Genomic DNA, 16,543 nt, shown 5'->3' on the forward strand with positions numbered 1-16,543 from the left:
TCAGCGGGCCAAATGTGTTGCTGCCCTGGCGGCTTGTTCACGCAGCGCCCGCACCGCCGCTTGGGGGTCCTGCGCGCCATAGACAGCCGAACCCGCGACGAAACAGTCGACGCCCGCCTCGGCGGCTTGCTCGATAGTGTCGGCATTGATGCCGCCGTCAATCTCCACAAGCACGGTCAGCTCGCCGGAGTCTACGAGCTTGCGCACCGCGCGCACCTTGTCGAGTACGCCTGCGATGAATGATTGTCCACCAAATCCTGGTTCCACCGACATCACCAGGAGCGTGTCAAAGTCCTTGAGCACCTCGAGATATGGGTCCAGGGGTGTGCCCGGTTTGATGCTGAGACCGGCCTTGGCACCCGCGGCACGAATGTCACGGGCGACGGCGACGGGATTATCCGTGGCCTCGGCGTGGAAGGTCACGTTGTGTGCCCCCGCCTCGGCGTATCCGGGTGCCCAACGATCCGGGTTATCGATCATCAGGTGGCAATCAATGGGGATATCGGTTGCGGCCAGCAGACTGTCGACGACGGGAAGACCCAGCGTCAGATTGGGTACGAAGTGCCCATCCATGACGTCCACATGCAGCCAATCGGCCCCTTCCACGGCCGCCATCTCGTCGGCAAGACGTGCGAAGTCGGCGGACAGGATCGATGGGGCGATCATGGGAGCGCGGTGAGACATGCCGTTCAGCTTATGTGCCGCTTTATGCGTGTTTGCGCAGGAGGGCAGTGAACATGGCATCGGTGCCGTGCCGGTGCGGCCACAATTGCACCGCATCGGCATCGCCGAGCCCATCCACACCGGGGAACGCCGCACGGGCGTCCTCGGCGGTTACCGGGTGACGCCGCACCGCATCGGACACCACACCCACTGTTTCCGCCAGGTGCGGCGAGCAGGTGCTGTACACGATGACGCCGCCCGGTCGAGTCAATTCGATGGCGCTGGAGAGCAATTCGCGTTGCAGCTTGACTAGCGCCGGGATGTCGCCTGGTTGACGCCGCCAGCGAGCCTCGGGGCGGCGGCGCAGCGCACCGAGCCCCGTGCACGGTGCGTCAACCAGCACGCGGTCGAAGGATGCGGGCGCCAGCCCGCTTTGACGCCCATCCGCGGTGAGCACCGTCACCGGCAACGATTTCGCGGCGGTGGCCACCAACCCGGCCCGATGCGCGGCGATCTCGACCGCCGTGACATGGGCACCGCGCTGGGCAGCCAGGGCTCCCAGTAGCGCCGTCTTGCCGCCCGGCCCGGCACACAGATCAAGCCATCGTTCGTCGGTGCCGTCGAGCGGAGCCAGCGCTGTCGCGCGCGCGACCAGCTGGCTGCCTTCGTCTTGTACCTGTGCCTGGCCGTCGCGGAGGGCCTCCAGTCGGCCCGGGTTTCCGCCGGGTAGATACACCGCGTAGGGCGAGTAGCGGCCGACGGTGCCGCCCACCTCTTCGGCCAGCGTTTCCGCATCCATGTGGCCCGGACGTGCGGCGAGGTGAACGACAGGGCGCTCGTCGTCACTGGCGAGCACGTCACCGAGCTCAGCGGCCGCTGGGCCCAGCGCATCGGAAAACGCCTGTGCGATCCACCGCGGGTGGGCGGTCGCGAAGGCGAGCCGGCCGATCCTGTCGGATTCCGGCGGGGCCAGCTCCTGTACCCATTCTTCTTCGCTGCGGCGGGAGATCGTCCGCAGTACCGCATTCACGAAACCGGCTCTGCCCTGGTCGAATTCGACGGCTACCGCATCGACGGTGGTGGACAGTGCCGCATGGGGTTCTACGCGGGTGCGTAGCAGCTGATAGGCACCCAGCCGCAGCGGATCGCGCAGCCCCTCGTCCACCTCGTCGATCGAGCGGCCCGCTGCCGAGGCGATCACCGCGTCGAGAAGGCCACGGGCCCTCGATGTTCCATAGGTGAGCTCGGTGGCGAAGGCCGCGTCGCGCCCGGCTATGCCGCGCTCACGCAGCAACGCGGGCAGCGCCAGATTGGCATACGCGTCGTGACGAGATACCGCGCGCAGCACATCGAGCGCTGCCTGACGTGCCGGATCGAGCTTGCGGCGCGCACGCTCGGGCGGACGTGCATCCTGGTTGGGCCGCCTACGCGGCGGTCGTGTGCTCACAGTGCGCGAACCTCCGCATCCAGTCTGGCGCCGCGCGCCCAGTCGACAGCGTTCATCAGCTTCTTACCTTGGGGCTGCACCTCGTTGAGCGCGATCGCCGTCGTGCCGGTGCCGACCAGTACGTCTCGTTTGCGAACCGCGAGCACTCCGGGCGGCAGTTGTTCGGCGTGCTCGTCAACATCGACCCGCACCGGCCCCACCTTGACCCGCGTCTCGCCGATGGTTGTCCAGGCGCCGGGTTCGGGGGTCATGGCTCGCACATGGCGATCGATCGCATGCGCCGGAAGCTCCCACCGGATTCGAGCGTGCTCCACGGTGATCTTCGGTGCGGTGCTCACTCCGTCGGCTACCTGCGGAACGGCGATCAGTGCCCCGTCTTCGATCCCGTCCATTGTCGATTCAAGAAGGCCCGCACCGGTTTCGGCGAGCCTGCCCAGCAACGCACCAGCGGTGTCGCCGGCGCTGATCCGCTCGGTGACCACGCCGTAGACAGGCCCGCTGTCCAATGCGGGCTCGATAAGAAACGTGGTGGCACCGGTTATCTCGTCACCAGCGGCGATGGATGCCTGCACGGGCGCGGCGCCACGCCACGCGGGCAACAGTGAGAAATGCAGATTCACCCAGCCATGCGTGGGCACGGCGAGCAACTCGGATTTCAGCAGGGCCCCGTAGGCGACCACCGCGCAGCAGTCCGGAGCGAGTTCAGTGAGCTCACTGACGAACTCGGGGGCGTTCGGGCGCGATGGGGCAAGCACGGTGATCCCATGCTCGTGGGCCAGCTCGGCCACGGGCGACGCCGCCGAGGCTCGTCCCCTGCCTGAGCGGGCGTCGGGCCGGGTCAGTACCGCGACCACCTCATGACGGGAGGCCAACAGCCTTCGCAGAGACGGCAACGCCGGGGCCGGAGTACCGGCGAACACTATGCGCACCGCGTCAGTCTAGGAACGATGCGCCGTCTACATCGAATCCCCGGTGGACCGGCCGCGCCCGGGACGGCCCGTTGCGTTCGCCGAGGATCGCGATCCCAAGTCTGGATACATCCGATACCATAATCTTGATGGCTACCAGAGGACGAGGCCGGCCGAGTGGCGCTCCCTACGATCGCAAGTTGCGAACTGAGGACCTGCTCGACGCCGCGGAGCGCGCGATTCGCAACAGCGGGGGCAGCGTGTCCATTGCCGAGGTCGCCAGGGAGGCAGGATTCGCCCGGTCCGCCTGCTACGCGATCTTTCCCACCAAGGCGGACCTGCTGCGGGCGTTGAGCCGCCGTCACGCAGATCGGCTGATCGCCGGTTCGTGGCGCGACAGCATGGTCGGCGATATACGCGATCAAACCCGGGCTTTTTCGGACATCGTTATCGACTGGATCATCGCGGAACCGGAGCTGTACGTCGCGCTCGATCGCGACCTCACCGCCCAGGAACGACTCGACCACGGCGTCTTCGACCTCATCGCGCAGGTGACCGAAGAGCATTTGCAGGCCGAGTTCCCCGGCGCACACATGCGACAGCTGGCGCCTATCTGGTCACGGCTCGCGGTCGGCGGCGTGCTCATGACCATCAACTGGTGGACAAACACGAGCGATATGACTCGCGAGGAGCTCCTGGGCTACATCGTCGATACCTTCGCCCACGGTATCGGTGGTGGCCCAGCGCTCACCGCCGCTAATGCCTGACGTTCGCCGGATCAACCCACGTGGAGCGGATCGATCTGGATTCTGACGGGCTCGGCGTCACGTCGCGCACTCAGCGTTGCCACTCCCCGGCGCAAAGCCGCGGCCATCTCAAGTCCCGCCGTGCGCTCGACCCGAATGAGCATGCGCACCACCTCGACGCCATCGGATATCCCGGCCGGGCGGCGTGCCCCTACCGGTAGATCGACGGGTCCCAACAGCTCGGCACCCTCGGGAAGATCAGCAGTGTCGATGAGGGCCGCCACCGCCACGGCGGGCCCGTCGATGGCCGCGATATGCACCTGCGGCGGCAATCCCACCTCCGCACGGGCAGCCAGTTCGGCGGCGGCATGCCCCACCGGATCCCACCGGATCAGTGCCTGCACCGTCGGTAGGGTCGAATCCGCCACGACAACGACGGTTCCGCCCTCGTCGGCTCCGCGCACCAGCGCGGCGGCAGCCATCCACTTGCGCAAGGTGTCTTCCGCGGCCCGCAGGTCCTGACGTCCGAGCAATGCCCACGCATCCAGGAGCAGTGCCGCGCCATATCCGTTGGGTGTCAGGGGTTCTGCCCCTGGCGTGCACACCACCAGGCTCGGCGGCCCGGTGACCGTGGTGTGCACCTCGCCGCCGCCGGATGTCACCACCGGAACTCCCGGCAGTGCTCTACCGAGCTCCTCGGCGGTCCTGCGCGCGCCCACCACCACGGCGCGCACCGCACCCGAGCCGCAGCGGGCGCAACGCAGATCGGCATCGACGCGTCCGCACCAGCGACAGCTGGGGCTCGAGGTATCACTTGGTCCTTCCAGCGCCAGCGGGCCGGTGCAATGACGACACCGCGCGACAGTGCGGCAGCGAGTGCAGGCCAACGCGGGCACATACCCACGGCGCGGGACCTGCACGAGCACCGAATGCCCACGCTTCAACGCATCCCGTGCGGCAGTCAGCGCCACCATGGGGAGTCGAGCCGAACGTGCTGCCGGATCGCGTTCCTGCGCATATCCACTGTCGTCGAGGGCACTGATCCGGGCGGAGGCCTTGCGTACCACCGCACGGGCCGCGACCAAGTCATGCGCCCAGCCGCTCACCACCAGTGCCTGAGACTCAGCGGTGCGCGCATACCCCCCGATCACCGCAGCACACCGCAGCTGATGCGCACGCAGCATCGCCACCTCGCGGGCGTGCGGATAAGGAGAACGGGGCTCGGCGAGGTTGTCATCACCGTCGTCCCAGACCATCACGAGCCCCAGATCGGACACCGGCGCGAACACCGCGGCCCGGGTACCGATCACCACCGTGGCGTCTCCGCGCAGCACCGCGAGCCAGCGCCGATACCGCTCAGCGGGGCCGAGCTCCGCCGAAAGTGCGATAACACGTTGTGCACCAACATGTTTCACACATTCAGCGGCCAACGCATCGATATCGCGCTGATCCGGGACGACCGCGAGCACTCCCCTGCCGGTACTCACCGCGGCTACCGCGGCCTCGGCGAGCCGGGTGCACCACGCCTCCCCGGGCAGTGCCTGCCACACCGCACGCGCGGCGCGGCCCTGCGCGAGCGCCTCGAGAAATCGCTCACCACGTTGATAGCGGCCCCATCCCGAGCCGTCGACCGGCGCCGCCACGACATCATCGGCCGCCGCCGCGCGGATTTCCTTTTCGACGCGCGCGTGACGAGGCGGCAGCGCCAGACGCAACACGTCCGCGCGGGTTCCCGCGTAGCGGGCCGCCACCGCGTCGACGAGCCTGCGCACATCCGGCGTCAGCACTCGCGTAGGCGATACGACACGATCCAGCCACCCGAGCTTGCCGGGGTGATCAGTTTCCGAGCGGCGTTCCAGCAGGATCGCGTCCACCAGCCGACCGTGGAATCGCACCCGCACCCGCACTCCCGGCTGGGCGTCGTCGGACTGCTCCGCCGACACCAGGTAGTCAAACTCGCGATCCAGATGAGGCACGGTGAGCAGCGGCAGTACCCGAGCCACCGGCTCGTGCTCGGCCACCACCCGCGTCGCAGTCACCTGGTGGTTCTAGCAGACGCCCCCGACTCGCAGGTCAGCACCCGATACAGTGACGACATGACCGCCACCGAAACCGGCATCGACCCGATCATCCTGAAGATCCTGGAAGCTGTTCCGATTCAGCTCGTTTCGCCGGACGGCCCGCAGGCTTCCCGGGACGCCTATCGGGCGATCGCCACCGCACGCCCACCGTGGATCGAGGTCGCCAAGGTGGAGGACCGCACCATCCCCGGCCCCGCCGGTGAGATACCGGTGCGTATCTACTCCCCGTCCGCGGACGGGGTACACCCGGTGTTCGTGCTGATCCACGGGGGTGGCTGGGTAATCGGCGACCTGGATACCCATGATGCGGTCGGCCGTGCGGCGGCCGTGCAGGCCGACGCCGTGGTCGTGTCGGTGGACTATCGACTGGCACCGGAGCATCCCTATCCGGCCGCGGTCGAGGACTGCTGGGCCGCGTTGCAATGGGTGCACGAACATGCCGCCGACATTGGCGGCGACCCTGATCGTCTTGCCGTCGGTGGCGATTCCGCCGGCGGAAACCTCTCCGCGGTGCTGGCCCAGCTGGCCCGCGATCACGGCATTCCATTGGCTTTCCAGGTGCTGTGGTACCCAGCGACCACCTTCGACGTGACGCTGCCATCGATGATCGAAAATGCCGAGGCGCCCGTCCTGGACGTCAAGGCAGTCGCCGGGCTGAGCAAGTGGTATCTCGGAGACACCAATCCCGCCACCGCCGGCCCGACGCTGGTGCCGGCCCGCGCCGAAAGCTTCGAGGGGCTGGCCCCGGCATTCATCGGTACCGCACAGTTCGATCCGCTGCGCGATGACGGCGCCAAGTACGCCGAGCTGCTCAGCGGAGCTGGCGTGCCGGTCGAGCTGCACAACGCCCCCACGTTGATTCACGGCTACCTGGGGTACGCCGATATCGTGCCCGCCGCCACCGAAGAGCGGGATCGGTCATTGGCCGCTCTGAGGGCGGCGCTGCACGGCTAGCCCGATGCGCGACAAGCTCAACACGTACATCAGCACGCCCCCCAACAGCGCACCGGCGGGCCATGACAGCGCGGTCAGGCTCTGCGACGAGGGCACAAGCGCAAGAGCGACCGCTGCCGCACCCGAAACACCCAGCGCGATCAAGGCCGCGGGGTTGAACCCGCGAATGTAGTAGTAGGCGCCCTCGGTGGACTCGGAGTACAGGTCGGCCGTATTGGTGCGTTGGCGGCGCAGCAGGTAGTAGTCGACGACGAGGATCCCGAACACCGGCCCCATCAGTGCGCCGACCCCGCCGAGGAAGTACACGATGGCGGCTTCGTTTCCCCAGATCTTCCAGGGAAGCACCGCGACCGAAAGGACCGCGGTGATGATGCCCCCGGTGCGAAATGAGATGTACTTCGGTGCGACGTTCGAGATGTCGTACGACGGCGAGACGAAATTGAGCACCACATTGATGCCCACGGTGGCGACGGCAAAGAGCACCGCCGCGACAATCACGACGGCATCCGAATCGATATCGGCGACCAGCTCCACCGGATCGGTCATCACACTGCCGTATTTCTTCAGCGCGGCAAGCGAAATGACGATCGAGATCACCACGAACGCGGTCTCGTTGAGCGGGATGCCCAGCGCATTCCCGCGCAGGATCGCCCCGCGGCTGGGCGCAAACCGGGCGAAGTCCGCGTAGTTGACCAAGGGACCGGCCATGAAGGCAACCATCAAGAACGCCACTCCGGTGAAGGCGAGCACCGTGGCTCCCGGTGTGAGCGGCGCTCCGACGCGCGCACCGAAGTCGATGCTCCAGTCCACCCGGGCCAGCATCCATATCGCCAGGGCGATCATCCCGATCCACACGACCGGACCCGCCACGTCGGAGGCCTTGCGGACTATCTCCATGCCGTAATTGAGGATCACCAGCTGCACGGTCCACAGCGTCAGGAAGGCGGCCCACCCCAAGACGTGTAGGCCCAAGAATGTCGGCTCGGTCCACGCCCGCAGCCCGGGATCCAGCCGCAAGAGCAGCACGATCACCGCCGTGGACGCCAGGTAGGTCTGGATTCCGTACCAGAAGATCGCGACCATTCCACGCAGCAGCGCCGGGACATTGGCGCCGAAGATCCCGAACGTGGCGCGCGCGAACACCGGGAACGGCACCCCCAGCCGTTGGCCGGCGATCCCGATCAGGTTGCTCCCGAACCAGAGCACCAGCACCCCGGCGAAGAGCGCCAGCATGGTCTGCCAGCCCGTCAGCCCCAGGGCCAACATGCCCACAGCGAAGCCGTAGCTGCCCAGGCTGTGTGCCGAGGTCATCCAGAGGCAGAAGATGTCCCAGGTGCGCCAGGTCGCCTGCGCCGCGGTGGTGGGCGCCAGGTCCTCGTTAATCAGCCGGCTCGCGGCCGCTGCCGGCACCAGCTCCCCCTCTGCTGTCGTCATCAGCTCTTCGCCGTGATGTGTTGTGACAGAGCGGGAATAACCGTTTCCCCGTATACGCGCAGTGTTTCCTCCTTGTTGTCGTGCTGCAGGTATCCAGCGAACTGGTCCACCCCGAGCGCCTTGAGCTCCAACAACTTTGCGATGTGGTCTGCCGCGGTGCCGAGCACACAGAAGCGCTCGACGATGTCGTCGCTCACGAACTCCGCATGGGTATTCCCTGCCCGACCGTGCTGGTTGTAGTCGTATCCCTCACGGCCGGCGATGTAGTCGGTAAGCGATTGTGGTACCTGACCGTGGGAGCCATACCTGGTCACGATGTCGGCCACGTGATTGCCCACCATGCCACCGAACCATCGGCATTGGTCGCGCATATGCGTCCAGTCCGATCCCACATACATGGGTGCGGCCACGCAGATCCGCACATCCGCCGGATCACGCCCGGCCGCCACGGCCGCTTCCCGCACGGCGCCGATCATCCACCGCGCGATGTCGATATCGGCGAGCTGCAAGATGAAACCGTCCGCTACTTCGCCGGTCAGGGCGAGGGCCTTGGGCCCGTATGCCGCGACCCATACCTCGAGCGTGGAGGAGCGGCTCCACGGGAATTGCATAGTGGCACCGTGGTATTCGACGGGTCGCGAGTTCGCGAGCTCTCTGATGACGTGGATCGAGTCACGCAGCGCGGCCAGGGTCGTGGGCGCGCCGCCGGTCACCCGGACGGCCGAATCGCCGCGGCCGATGCCGCAGATAGTGCGATTGCCGTACATGTCGTTCAGGGTCGCGTACAGCGATGCGGTCACGGTCCAGTCCCGGGTGGCGGGGTTGGTGACCATGGGCCCCACGACGATCCGCTTGGTCTCATGCAGAATCTGGCTGTAGAGCACATAGGGCTCCTGCCACAGCAAGTGCGAATCGAAGGTCCACACATGGCTGAAGCCATGTGCCTCGGCAAGTTTGGCCAGCTGCACCGTTCGCGCGGCCGGTGGATCACATTGCAGGACTACTCCGAAATCCATCGCGGGCCCTCTCTATCGACCAGCCTCAGATGAGGTATTGACACAGGCCGCGGCGCAGAAACGCACCGTCTCCCTTGCTGCCCAGATACTCGTCGCCGTCGACGATCACCTTTCCACGGGAGAGCACGGTGTCGACGTGTCCGTCAATCTCGTACCCCTCCCACGCCGAGTGGTCCATGTTCATGTGGTGGGTCTTGCCCAACCCGATCGAGGTGTGCCCGTGGGGGTCGTAGACAACGATGTCCGCGTCGGCACCTGGCGCGATCACTCCCTTGCGGCCGTAGAGCCCGAACATCCGGGCCGGAGTCGTCGAGGTGATCTCTACCCACCGCTCCACGGTGATCCGGCCGTCCACAACTCCCTGGTACAGCAGATCCATCCGGTGCTCGATCGAGCCGATCCCGTTGGGAATCTTCGAGAAATCCCCGACGCCCATGTCCTTCTGTCCCTTCATGCAGAACGGACAATGATCGGTCGACACCATCTGTATGTCGTTGGTCCGCAGCGCGCGCCACATCTCATCCTGGTGATGTTCATGTTTGGACCGCAGCGGTGTCGAGCAGACCCACTTGGCGCCCTCGAACCCCGGCGCACCCAGGTTGTCCTCGAGGGACAGGTACAAGTACTGCGGGCAGGTCTCCCCGTATACGTTCTGGCCCGCGTCTCGCGCGGCGGCCAACTGGGCGACGGCCTGTTTCGCCGAGACGTGCACGACGTACAGCGGCGCGCCCGTCAGGTTGGACAGCATGATGGCGCGGTGCGTCGCCTCCTCCTCGAGCTGCCAGGCCCGCGCGATCCCGTGGTAGTACGGATCGGTCTTGCCCGCCGCGAGCAGCTGAGCCACCAAAACATCTATGGCAGGACCATTCTCGGCGTGCATCATGGTCATCAGCCCGGTGTCGGCACCCACCTGCATGGCGCGCAATATCTGCGCGTCGTTGCTGTAGAAGACCCCCGGGTACGCCATGAACATCTTGTAACTCGTGATGCCCTCGTCGGCCAGGCCGCGCAGGGCCGTCAGCGAGGCATCGTTGACGTCACCCACAATCTGGTGAAAGGAATAGTCCACCGCGCACCGGCCCGCCGCCATCTCATGCCATGTCTGCAGCGAATCTTGCAGCTGCTCACCGTATTTCTGCACAGCAAAGTCGATGATGGTAGTGGTGCCGCCCCAGGCCGCGGCCCGCGTCCCCGTCTCGAAGTCATCCGAGGCGGTCGTGCCACCGAAGGGCATCGACATATGAGTGTGCGCGTCAATCCCGCCCGGGATGACGTACTTGCCGGCCGCCTCGATCACGGTGTCGACGGCGCGGGCCAGATCCACCCCCAGCAGCGTGCTGCCGGGTTGCAGCACGGCAGCGATCTTCTCGCCGTCGATCAGGACATCCGCGTCGCCACGTCCGGTCGCCGTCACTACGGTGCCGCCTCGGATCAGGGTCGTTGTCATCGACAGCCTCCTACGGAGCGACGATCGGGCCGTACGTGTCGGGCCGGCGATCCCGATAGAACTGCCAGTCGGCCCGCACCTCACGGACCACGGACAGGTCCAGGTCCCGTATCACGATCTCCTCGGCACTCTCGGAGGCGATCTCGCCGACGTAGTTGCCGCGCGGATCGACGAAGTAGGAACTGCCGTAGAACGTGACGGCCTGATCCCCGAATTCGCCGTTCTCAGTTCCTATTCGGTTATTGGCACCGACGAAGTACTGGTTGGCCGCCGCCGCGGCAGGCTGCTCCAGCTCCCAAAGTCTGTTGGACAGACCGGGTTTGGTGGCCGAAGGGTTGAAAACCAGCTCTGCTCCGGCGAGCCCGTAGTTACGCCAGCCTTCCGGGAAATGCCGGTCGTAACAGATGTAGACGCCGATCTTCCCGACCGCGGTGTCGAACACGGGGTACCCGAGGTTCCCGGGCCGAAAGTAGAACTTCTCCCAAAATCGGTCGAGATGCGGAATGTGGTGCTTGCGATATTTGCCCAGGTAGGTGCCGTCGGCATCCACCACCGCGGCGGTGTTGTAGAGAACACCCGGCCGCTCCTCCTCATATACCGGCAGCACCATGACCATGCGGTGCTCCCTGGCGAGCGCCGCGAACCTCTCGGTAACCGGTCCGGGCACTGACTCGGCGTATTCGTAGTACTTCTTGTCCTGCACGATGCCGAAGTAGGGACCGTAGAAGAGCTCCTGGAAGCAGATCACCTGAGCGCCCTGGGACGCTGCCTCGGCGACAAAGCGCTCGTGCTTGGCCAGCATCGATTCCTTGTCGCCAGTCCAAGTCGCTTGCGTCAGTGCGGCTCTGATCACCGACGAGCCGCTCGCACGAAGAGCATCAGACACCGTCATTGGCAGACTCTATGCGCACCTCGCCCGGCGCGCGCGCCAATCCGCACAACACCGGCGCAGAGGCCCGGCGGTTGGCCACTTCCGTCCGGGCCCGATACGCGCGTGGTAGAACACGTTACAGTTCTGCGATTCGCATCCGGGCGATGCCGCCCGCTCACCGAGGGAAACGTCATGCACTGGTACACCGGCAACACCGTTTACGACACCGTGCTGACGGCGGCACTCGGCTTCGCGGCATTCGTGATCATCGGAGGCCTCTTCGCCCAGAGTTCGTATGGGCGCTTCTCGACAACAAAACTCGGGCTCAATCTGAATCCGAAACTCGGTTGGTGGCTGATGGAGATTCCGGCGACCGCGGTATTTCTCATCTGCTATCTGACCGGACCGGCCCGCTTCGAGCCGACGTCACTGGTTCTTGCCGGGATATGGATGCTGCACTACGCCAACCGCGGCTGGTACTTCCCTCTTGCCATCCGCCAGGTACCCGGCAAGCGCAGCACGTTCAACGTCTCGGTTGTCGTCATGGGCATGCTCGTGACGTCGATGCATGGGTACCTCAACGGAACGCTCTTCAGCCACGACTTCTTCGGGCAATACGACAGCGCCTGGCTGCGGGACCCACGATTCCTGGCGGGCCTGGCCATCTACCTGTGCGGATTCGCGCTCCTACTCAGCTCTGAGTCGATCGTCCGTAACCTTCGTAACAAGCAGAACCCCGGCGGTGTCGAGTACCGCATCCCGTTCGGCGGCGGGTTCCGATGTGTCACCAGCCCCGCGTATCTGGGCGAGCTGATCGCCTGGTCCGGATTCGCCCTCCTCACCTGGGCGCTGCCCGGGATCGCCATCCTGCTGATCACCGCCGGCAATCTGATTCCGCGCGCGCTGGCCACCCACCGTTGGTACCACGAGAAATTCACCGACTACCCGACCGACCGGAAAGCCCTGATTCCCTATCTGATCTGAGTGCCGGTGCGACAAAAACGCCGAGTGTGAGCAGTTCTGCTCACACTCGGCGTTCTTTGTGGGAAAGCTAGATGGCGGCTTTGAGCGCGTCGACCCGGTCGGTTCGCTCCCATGGCAGGTCGACGTCGGTACGGCCGAAGTGGCCGTACGCGGCGGTCTGCGCATAGATCGGCCGCAGCAGGTCCAGATCGCGGATGATCGCTCCCGGCCGCAGGTCGAACACCTCGTTGATGGCCTTCTCGATCTTGACCTGGTCGATGGTGTTCGTGCCGAAGGTGTCGATGAACAGGCCCACTGGAGCGGCCTTACCGATCGCGTAGGCGACCTGTACCTCTACCCGGTCCGCCAGCCCGGCGGCCACCACGTTCTTGGCCACCCAGCGCATCGCGTACGCGGCCGATCGGTCCACCTTTGAGGGATCCTTACCGGAGAACGCGCCGCCGCCGTGCCGGGCCCAGCCGCCGTAGGTGTCGACGATGATCTTGCGGCCGGTCAGGCCGGCATCACCCATCGGGCCACCGAGCACGAACTTGCCGGTCGGGTTCACCAACAGCCGGTAGTCGGAAATGTCCAGCGACTCCTGGTCCAGCTCGTCCAGGACCGTGTTGACGACCTTCTCCCGGATATCCGGGGTCAGCAGGTTGTCCAGGTCGATATCGGCGGCGTGCTGTGTGGAGAGCACCACCGTGTCGAGCCGCACGGCCTTGTAGCCGTCGTATTCGATGGTGACCTGGGTCTTGCCGTCAGGACGCAGGTACGGCAGCAGGCCTTCCTTGCGGACCTCGGTCAGCCGGCGCGCGAGGCGGTGCGCCAGCGCGATGGGCAGCGGCATCAGCTCGGGGGTGTCGTTGATGGCGTAACCGAACATCAGACCCTGGTCACCGGCGCCCTGAGCGTCCAGCGGGTCGGCGGCACCCTCGACACGGGCCTCGTGAGCGGTGTCGACACCCTGGGCGATATCAGGAGACTGCGCGCCGATGGCGATGTTCACACCGCAGGAGTGCCCGTCAAAGCCCTTGGATGACGAGTCATAGCCGATCTCCAGAACGCGATCACGCACGATCTTGGGGATGTCGGCATACGCGGAGGTGGTGACTTCACCGGCGACGTGCACCTGACCGGTGGTCACCAGCGTCTCCACCGCGACACGGGACTTGGGGTCCTGTGCGAGCAGCGCGTCGAGGATCGAGTCGCTGATGGCATCACAGATCTTGTCCGGATGCCCCTCGGTCACCGATTCGCTGGTGAAAAGCCGTCCCGCTGAGCTCACAGCGCAGCCCCTTTCAGATCGTTACGTGTCCTAATCATTATGGCCGACGAATTGAGATCGGGGCCACACCCGGTTGTCAGGTTCACTGACAAAGCCCGGCGACGGCATCCACAATACGGCTTGCCATCAGAACTTTGGTGCCGTGCTCGAGGACAACTTCAGAGACCGCACCGCCGCTTTGGACCGAGAGCAGCCAACCATCGTTGCTATCCACTTCGAACGCTCGTCCTTCACCAACGGCGTTGACTACCAACAGATCACAGCCCTTGCGCTTTAACTTGGTGCGGGCGTGGTGGAGCACATCGCCGTTGGCGTCGCCGGTTTCGGCGGCGAATCCGACGATGGCCCGCATCTTGGGCAGCTGCCCGTCTGTGCGCGCACGGACCACGCCGGCCAGCACGTCAGCGTTGCGCAGCAATTCGATGGGCGCATCGACGGGGTTCTCACCGTCGGGACTGTGGCTCTTTTTGATCTTGCTGGTCGCAACGTGGGCGGGCCGGAAGTCGGCCACGGCCGCGGCCATAATCAACGCCTCTGCCTCGGGAGCATGTTTGGTGACCGCGTCCTGCAGTTGCGCCGCGGAGCTGATGTGCACCACATCGACCCCGGCCGGATCTGGCAGCCCAACGGTGTGCGCCGCGATAAGCGTGACCTCGGCTCCGCGTTGGGCGGCGACCCGGGCTATCGCGTATCCCTGCTTACCGGAGCTGCGGTTCCCGATGAAGCGCACGGGATCCAGCGGCTCGCGCGTGCCACCGGCGGTGACAAGGACGCGTACCCCGGCCAGATCGTGCGGCAGCGCGTCCGCGCGGGCCAGTAGCAGTTGCGCCAGGGTGGTGATTTCTTCCGCCTCGGGCAGACGGCCAGGACCGGTGTCGGCACCGGTGAGCCTCCCCGACGCGGGCTCGAGGACAACGGCGCCGCGCTCACGCAGTGTCGACACGTTGTGCTGGGTCGCGGCGTGCAGCCACATCTCCGTGTGCATGGCAGGGGCGAAGAGCACCGGACAACGCGCAGTCAGCAGGGTCGCGGTCAGCAGATCGTCGGCGCGACCCGTGGCCGTGCGGGCCAGCAGATCCGCGGTGGCAGGCGCGACCACGACCAGGTCCGCGTCCTGCCCGAGCCGTACGTGCGGAACCTCCGGAACGTCATCGAAGACCCCGGTTCGGGCCGGCTCACCCGAGAGCGCCTCGAACGTTGCGGCACCCACGAACTGCAGGGCCGACTCGGTGGGAATGACCCGGACGCTGTGTCCGGCCTCCGCGAGCTGGCGTACCACGGTGCAGGCCTTGTAGGCGGCAATTCCCCCGCCCACTCCGACGATGATCCGCTTACGGTCGGCCATGACCGGCGTCCTGGCTTCTACTCGCCTTCGGTGTGCTCAAGCAGGTCGCCGTGGATCTCGCGCAGCGCGATCGACAGCGGCTTCTCCTGCAGACCCGGCTCGACCAGCGGACCCACGTACTCGAGGATGCCGTCGCCCAGCTGGTTGTAGTAGTCGTTGATCTGGCGGGCGCGCTTGGCTGCGTAGATCACGAGCGCGTACTTGCTCGATGCCCGCGCCAGCAGCTCGTCAATCGGCGGGTTGGTGATACCCAGCGGCGTGTCGAGAGCGGCGTCGTAGCTTTCGGTGCCCGGTTCGACGATGACGTCGGTCTGGGAGGTGCTCACTAAGAAATCTCCTGGATAGGTAGATGGCGCTGAGTATGGCTGGCGCGGTGTTCGCAGTGTCTGTTGATGCGCTGCCGGTTAACGTCCGACCAATAACGATACCAACTGTGCGCAGGCATTTTCCAACTGGTCATTGACGACGACGACATCAAAGTCACTTTGAGCCGCCATTTCGACCTCGGCAGTTTGCAATCGCCGGGCGATCACGGCCTCTGATTCGGTGCCTCGGCCGGTAAGGCGCTGCACCAGCGCGTCCCAGCTCGGCGGAGACAGGAAGACCGTCAGAGCCTGCGGAAGTGCGGCCTTGATGGCACGGGCCCCGGCCAGGTCGACCTCGATGAGGGTCGGGCGACCGGCCTCCATCGCTTCGCGGACCGGCGCGGCCGGAGTTCCCGAACGCTGCAATCCACCGTGGATATCGGCCCATTCCAGCAGCGCACCGGTGTCAATGAGCCGCTGGAACTCTTCGGCGGTGACGAAGTGGTAGTCGACGCCGTCCACTTCCCCGGGCCTCGGGGCCCTGGTCGTGGCGGAGACGCTGAAGAAGAGGCCTTGTACGTCATCGCGCAGGCGACGCACGACGGTGGACTTGCCGACGGCTGAGGGGCCGGATAGGACTACTACCCGGCCCCTCATCGAAGCTGTCATCTGGAGAAGATCAGGAGAAGTCGAACCGCTCCAACAGCGCCTTGCGCTGACGGTCACCAAGACCACGCAAACGGCGGGTCGGGGCGATCTCCAGCTCGGTCATGATCTCCTGCGCCTTGACCTTGCCGACCTTGGGCAGGGCTTCCAGCAGTGCAGAAACCTTCATCTTGCCCAGGACCTCATCGGTCTCGGCGTCCTTGAGCACCTGCTTGAGATTGGTGCCACCTTTCTTGAGCTTTTCCTTGAGCTCGGCCCGGGCGCGGCGGGCGGCAGCCGCCTTCGCCAACGCGGCGGCACGCTGCTCGTCAGTCAACTGTGGAAGGGCCACGATTCCTCCGTCTCATACGAAACTCGTCGGTTTTTCTGATCGGCTGGAAAACAACCAGCCAGCGACAGCGACCGT

The 16,543-nt window shown here is 65.7% G+C and carries 16 protein-coding genes; 3 read left to right on the top strand and 13 right to left on the bottom strand.

Annotation, left to right across the window (positions count from 1 at the left end; all coding sequences use genetic code 11):
• Genes rpe through fmt form a run of 3 tightly spaced genes read right to left on the bottom strand, consistent with a single transcriptional unit; the run spans window position 1 to window position 3,039 of the window.
• Complete coding sequence (gene rpe / locus B4394_RS18590; RefSeq protein ID WP_099051837.1) at window positions 1–684, bottom strand: ribulose-phosphate 3-epimerase; 684 nt, start codon at window positions 682–684, stop codon at window positions 1–3.
• 22 nt (window positions 685–706) lie between these two features.
• Window positions 707–2,110, bottom strand: coding sequence for an RsmB/NOP family class I SAM-dependent RNA methyltransferase (locus B4394_RS18595; protein ID WP_078315910.1), 1,404 nt, complete (start codon window positions 2,108–2,110; stop codon window positions 707–709).
• Window positions 2,107–3,039, bottom strand: coding sequence for a methionyl-tRNA formyltransferase (fmt, locus tag B4394_RS18600; RefSeq protein ID WP_078315911.1), 933 nt, complete (start codon window positions 3,037–3,039; stop codon window positions 2,107–2,109). The genes B4394_RS18595 and fmt overlap by 4 nt, the downstream gene beginning before the upstream one ends.
• Window positions 3,040–3,218: 179 nt before the next feature.
• On the opposite strand from fmt, the gene B4394_RS18605 reads away from it, so the two are divergent.
• A complete protein-coding gene (locus B4394_RS18605; RefSeq protein WP_078315923.1) occupies window positions 3,219–3,785 on the top strand; it encodes a TetR/AcrR family transcriptional regulator in 567 nt (188 codons plus the stop codon).
• Between the two features lie 11 nt (window positions 3,786–3,796).
• Here the strand turns inward: B4394_RS18605 and B4394_RS18610 are convergent, their stop codons facing one another.
• Entirely contained in the window at window positions 3,797–5,803 is a 2,007-nt protein-coding gene (locus B4394_RS18610; protein WP_139360293.1) for a primosomal protein N', read from the bottom strand.
• Between the two features lie 57 nt (window positions 5,804–5,860).
• Here B4394_RS18610 and B4394_RS18615 point away from each other — a divergent pair, with 57 nt between their 5' ends.
• The gene (locus tag B4394_RS18615; RefSeq protein WP_078312069.1) at window positions 5,861–6,799 is read left to right on the top strand and encodes an alpha/beta hydrolase; all 939 of its coding nucleotides are present in this window, start codon (window positions 5,861–5,863) and stop codon (window positions 6,797–6,799) included.
• Here the strand turns inward: B4394_RS18615 and B4394_RS18620 are convergent.
• The 4 genes from B4394_RS18620 to B4394_RS18635 are packed head-to-tail and all read right to left on the bottom strand — an operon-like array spanning window position 6,764 to window position 11,549.
• A complete protein-coding gene (locus B4394_RS18620) occupies window positions 6,764–8,233 on the bottom strand; it encodes an NCS1 family nucleobase:cation symporter-1 (protein WP_078311885.1) in 1,470 nt (489 codons plus the stop codon). The two genes, B4394_RS18615 and B4394_RS18620, sit on opposite strands and share 36 nt — an antisense overlap.
• Window positions 8,233–9,249 (bottom strand): TIGR03842 family LLM class F420-dependent oxidoreductase, encoded by a 1,017-nt coding sequence (locus tag B4394_RS18625; RefSeq protein ID WP_078315912.1) that lies wholly within the window; start codon window positions 9,247–9,249, stop codon window positions 8,233–8,235. Before B4394_RS18625 ends, B4394_RS18620 begins: the two co-directional genes overlap by 1 nt.
• A 25-nt stretch (window positions 9,250–9,274) precedes the next feature.
• The gene (gene hydA / locus B4394_RS18630) at window positions 9,275–10,696 is read right to left on the bottom strand and encodes a dihydropyrimidinase (RefSeq protein WP_078311882.1); all 1,422 of its coding nucleotides are present in this window, start codon (window positions 10,694–10,696) and stop codon (window positions 9,275–9,277) included.
• A gap of 10 nt (window positions 10,697–10,706) precedes the next feature.
• Entirely contained in the window at window positions 10,707–11,549 is an 843-nt protein-coding gene (locus B4394_RS18635) for a nitrilase-related carbon-nitrogen hydrolase (RefSeq protein ID WP_176138339.1), read from the bottom strand.
• A 210-nt stretch (window positions 11,550–11,759) separates the two neighbouring features.
• On the opposite strand from B4394_RS18635, the gene B4394_RS18640 reads away from it, so the two are divergent.
• Window positions 11,760–12,551, top strand: a complete 792-nt coding sequence (locus tag B4394_RS18640) for a phosphatidylethanolamine N-methyltransferase family domain-containing protein (RefSeq protein ID WP_078311879.1) — start codon at window positions 11,760–11,762, stop codon at window positions 12,549–12,551.
• Window positions 12,552–12,618: 67 nt separating this feature from the next.
• On the opposite strand, the gene metK is transcribed toward B4394_RS18640, so the two are convergent.
• The 5 genes from metK to mihF all read right to left on the bottom strand — a co-directional run bounded on the left by metK (window position 12,619) and on the right by mihF (window position 16,468).
• Window positions 12,619–13,821, bottom strand: a complete 1,203-nt coding sequence (gene metK / locus B4394_RS18645; RefSeq protein WP_078311878.1) for a methionine adenosyltransferase — start codon at window positions 13,819–13,821, stop codon at window positions 12,619–12,621.
• 82 nt (window positions 13,822–13,903) lie between these two features.
• Window positions 13,904–15,166 carry a bifunctional phosphopantothenoylcysteine decarboxylase/phosphopantothenate--cysteine ligase CoaBC gene (gene coaBC, locus B4394_RS18650; RefSeq protein ID WP_078311877.1) on the bottom strand — a complete coding sequence of 421 codons (1,263 nt, stop codon included), beginning with the start codon at window positions 15,164–15,166 and terminating at the stop codon, window positions 13,904–13,906.
• A 17-nt stretch (window positions 15,167–15,183) separates the two neighbouring features.
• Window positions 15,184–15,492 carry a DNA-directed RNA polymerase subunit omega gene (rpoZ, locus tag B4394_RS18655; protein ID WP_030093542.1) on the bottom strand — a complete coding sequence of 103 codons (309 nt, stop codon included), beginning with the start codon at window positions 15,490–15,492 and terminating at the stop codon, window positions 15,184–15,186.
• A gap of 78 nt (window positions 15,493–15,570) precedes the next feature.
• Window positions 15,571–16,140, bottom strand: coding sequence for a guanylate kinase (gene gmk / locus B4394_RS18660; RefSeq protein WP_078287980.1), 570 nt, complete (start codon window positions 16,138–16,140; stop codon window positions 15,571–15,573).
• A gap of 10 nt (window positions 16,141–16,150) precedes the next feature.
• Window positions 16,151–16,468, bottom strand: a complete 318-nt coding sequence (mihF, locus tag B4394_RS18665) for an integration host factor, actinobacterial type (RefSeq protein WP_030093544.1) — start codon at window positions 16,466–16,468, stop codon at window positions 16,151–16,153.
• Window positions 16,469–16,543 lie beyond the last annotated feature (75 nt).

The organism is Mycobacterium sp. D16Q16 (genome assembly GCF_002013745.1).
Taxonomy (GTDB): Bacteria; Actinomycetota; Actinomycetes; order Mycobacteriales; family Mycobacteriaceae; genus Mycobacterium.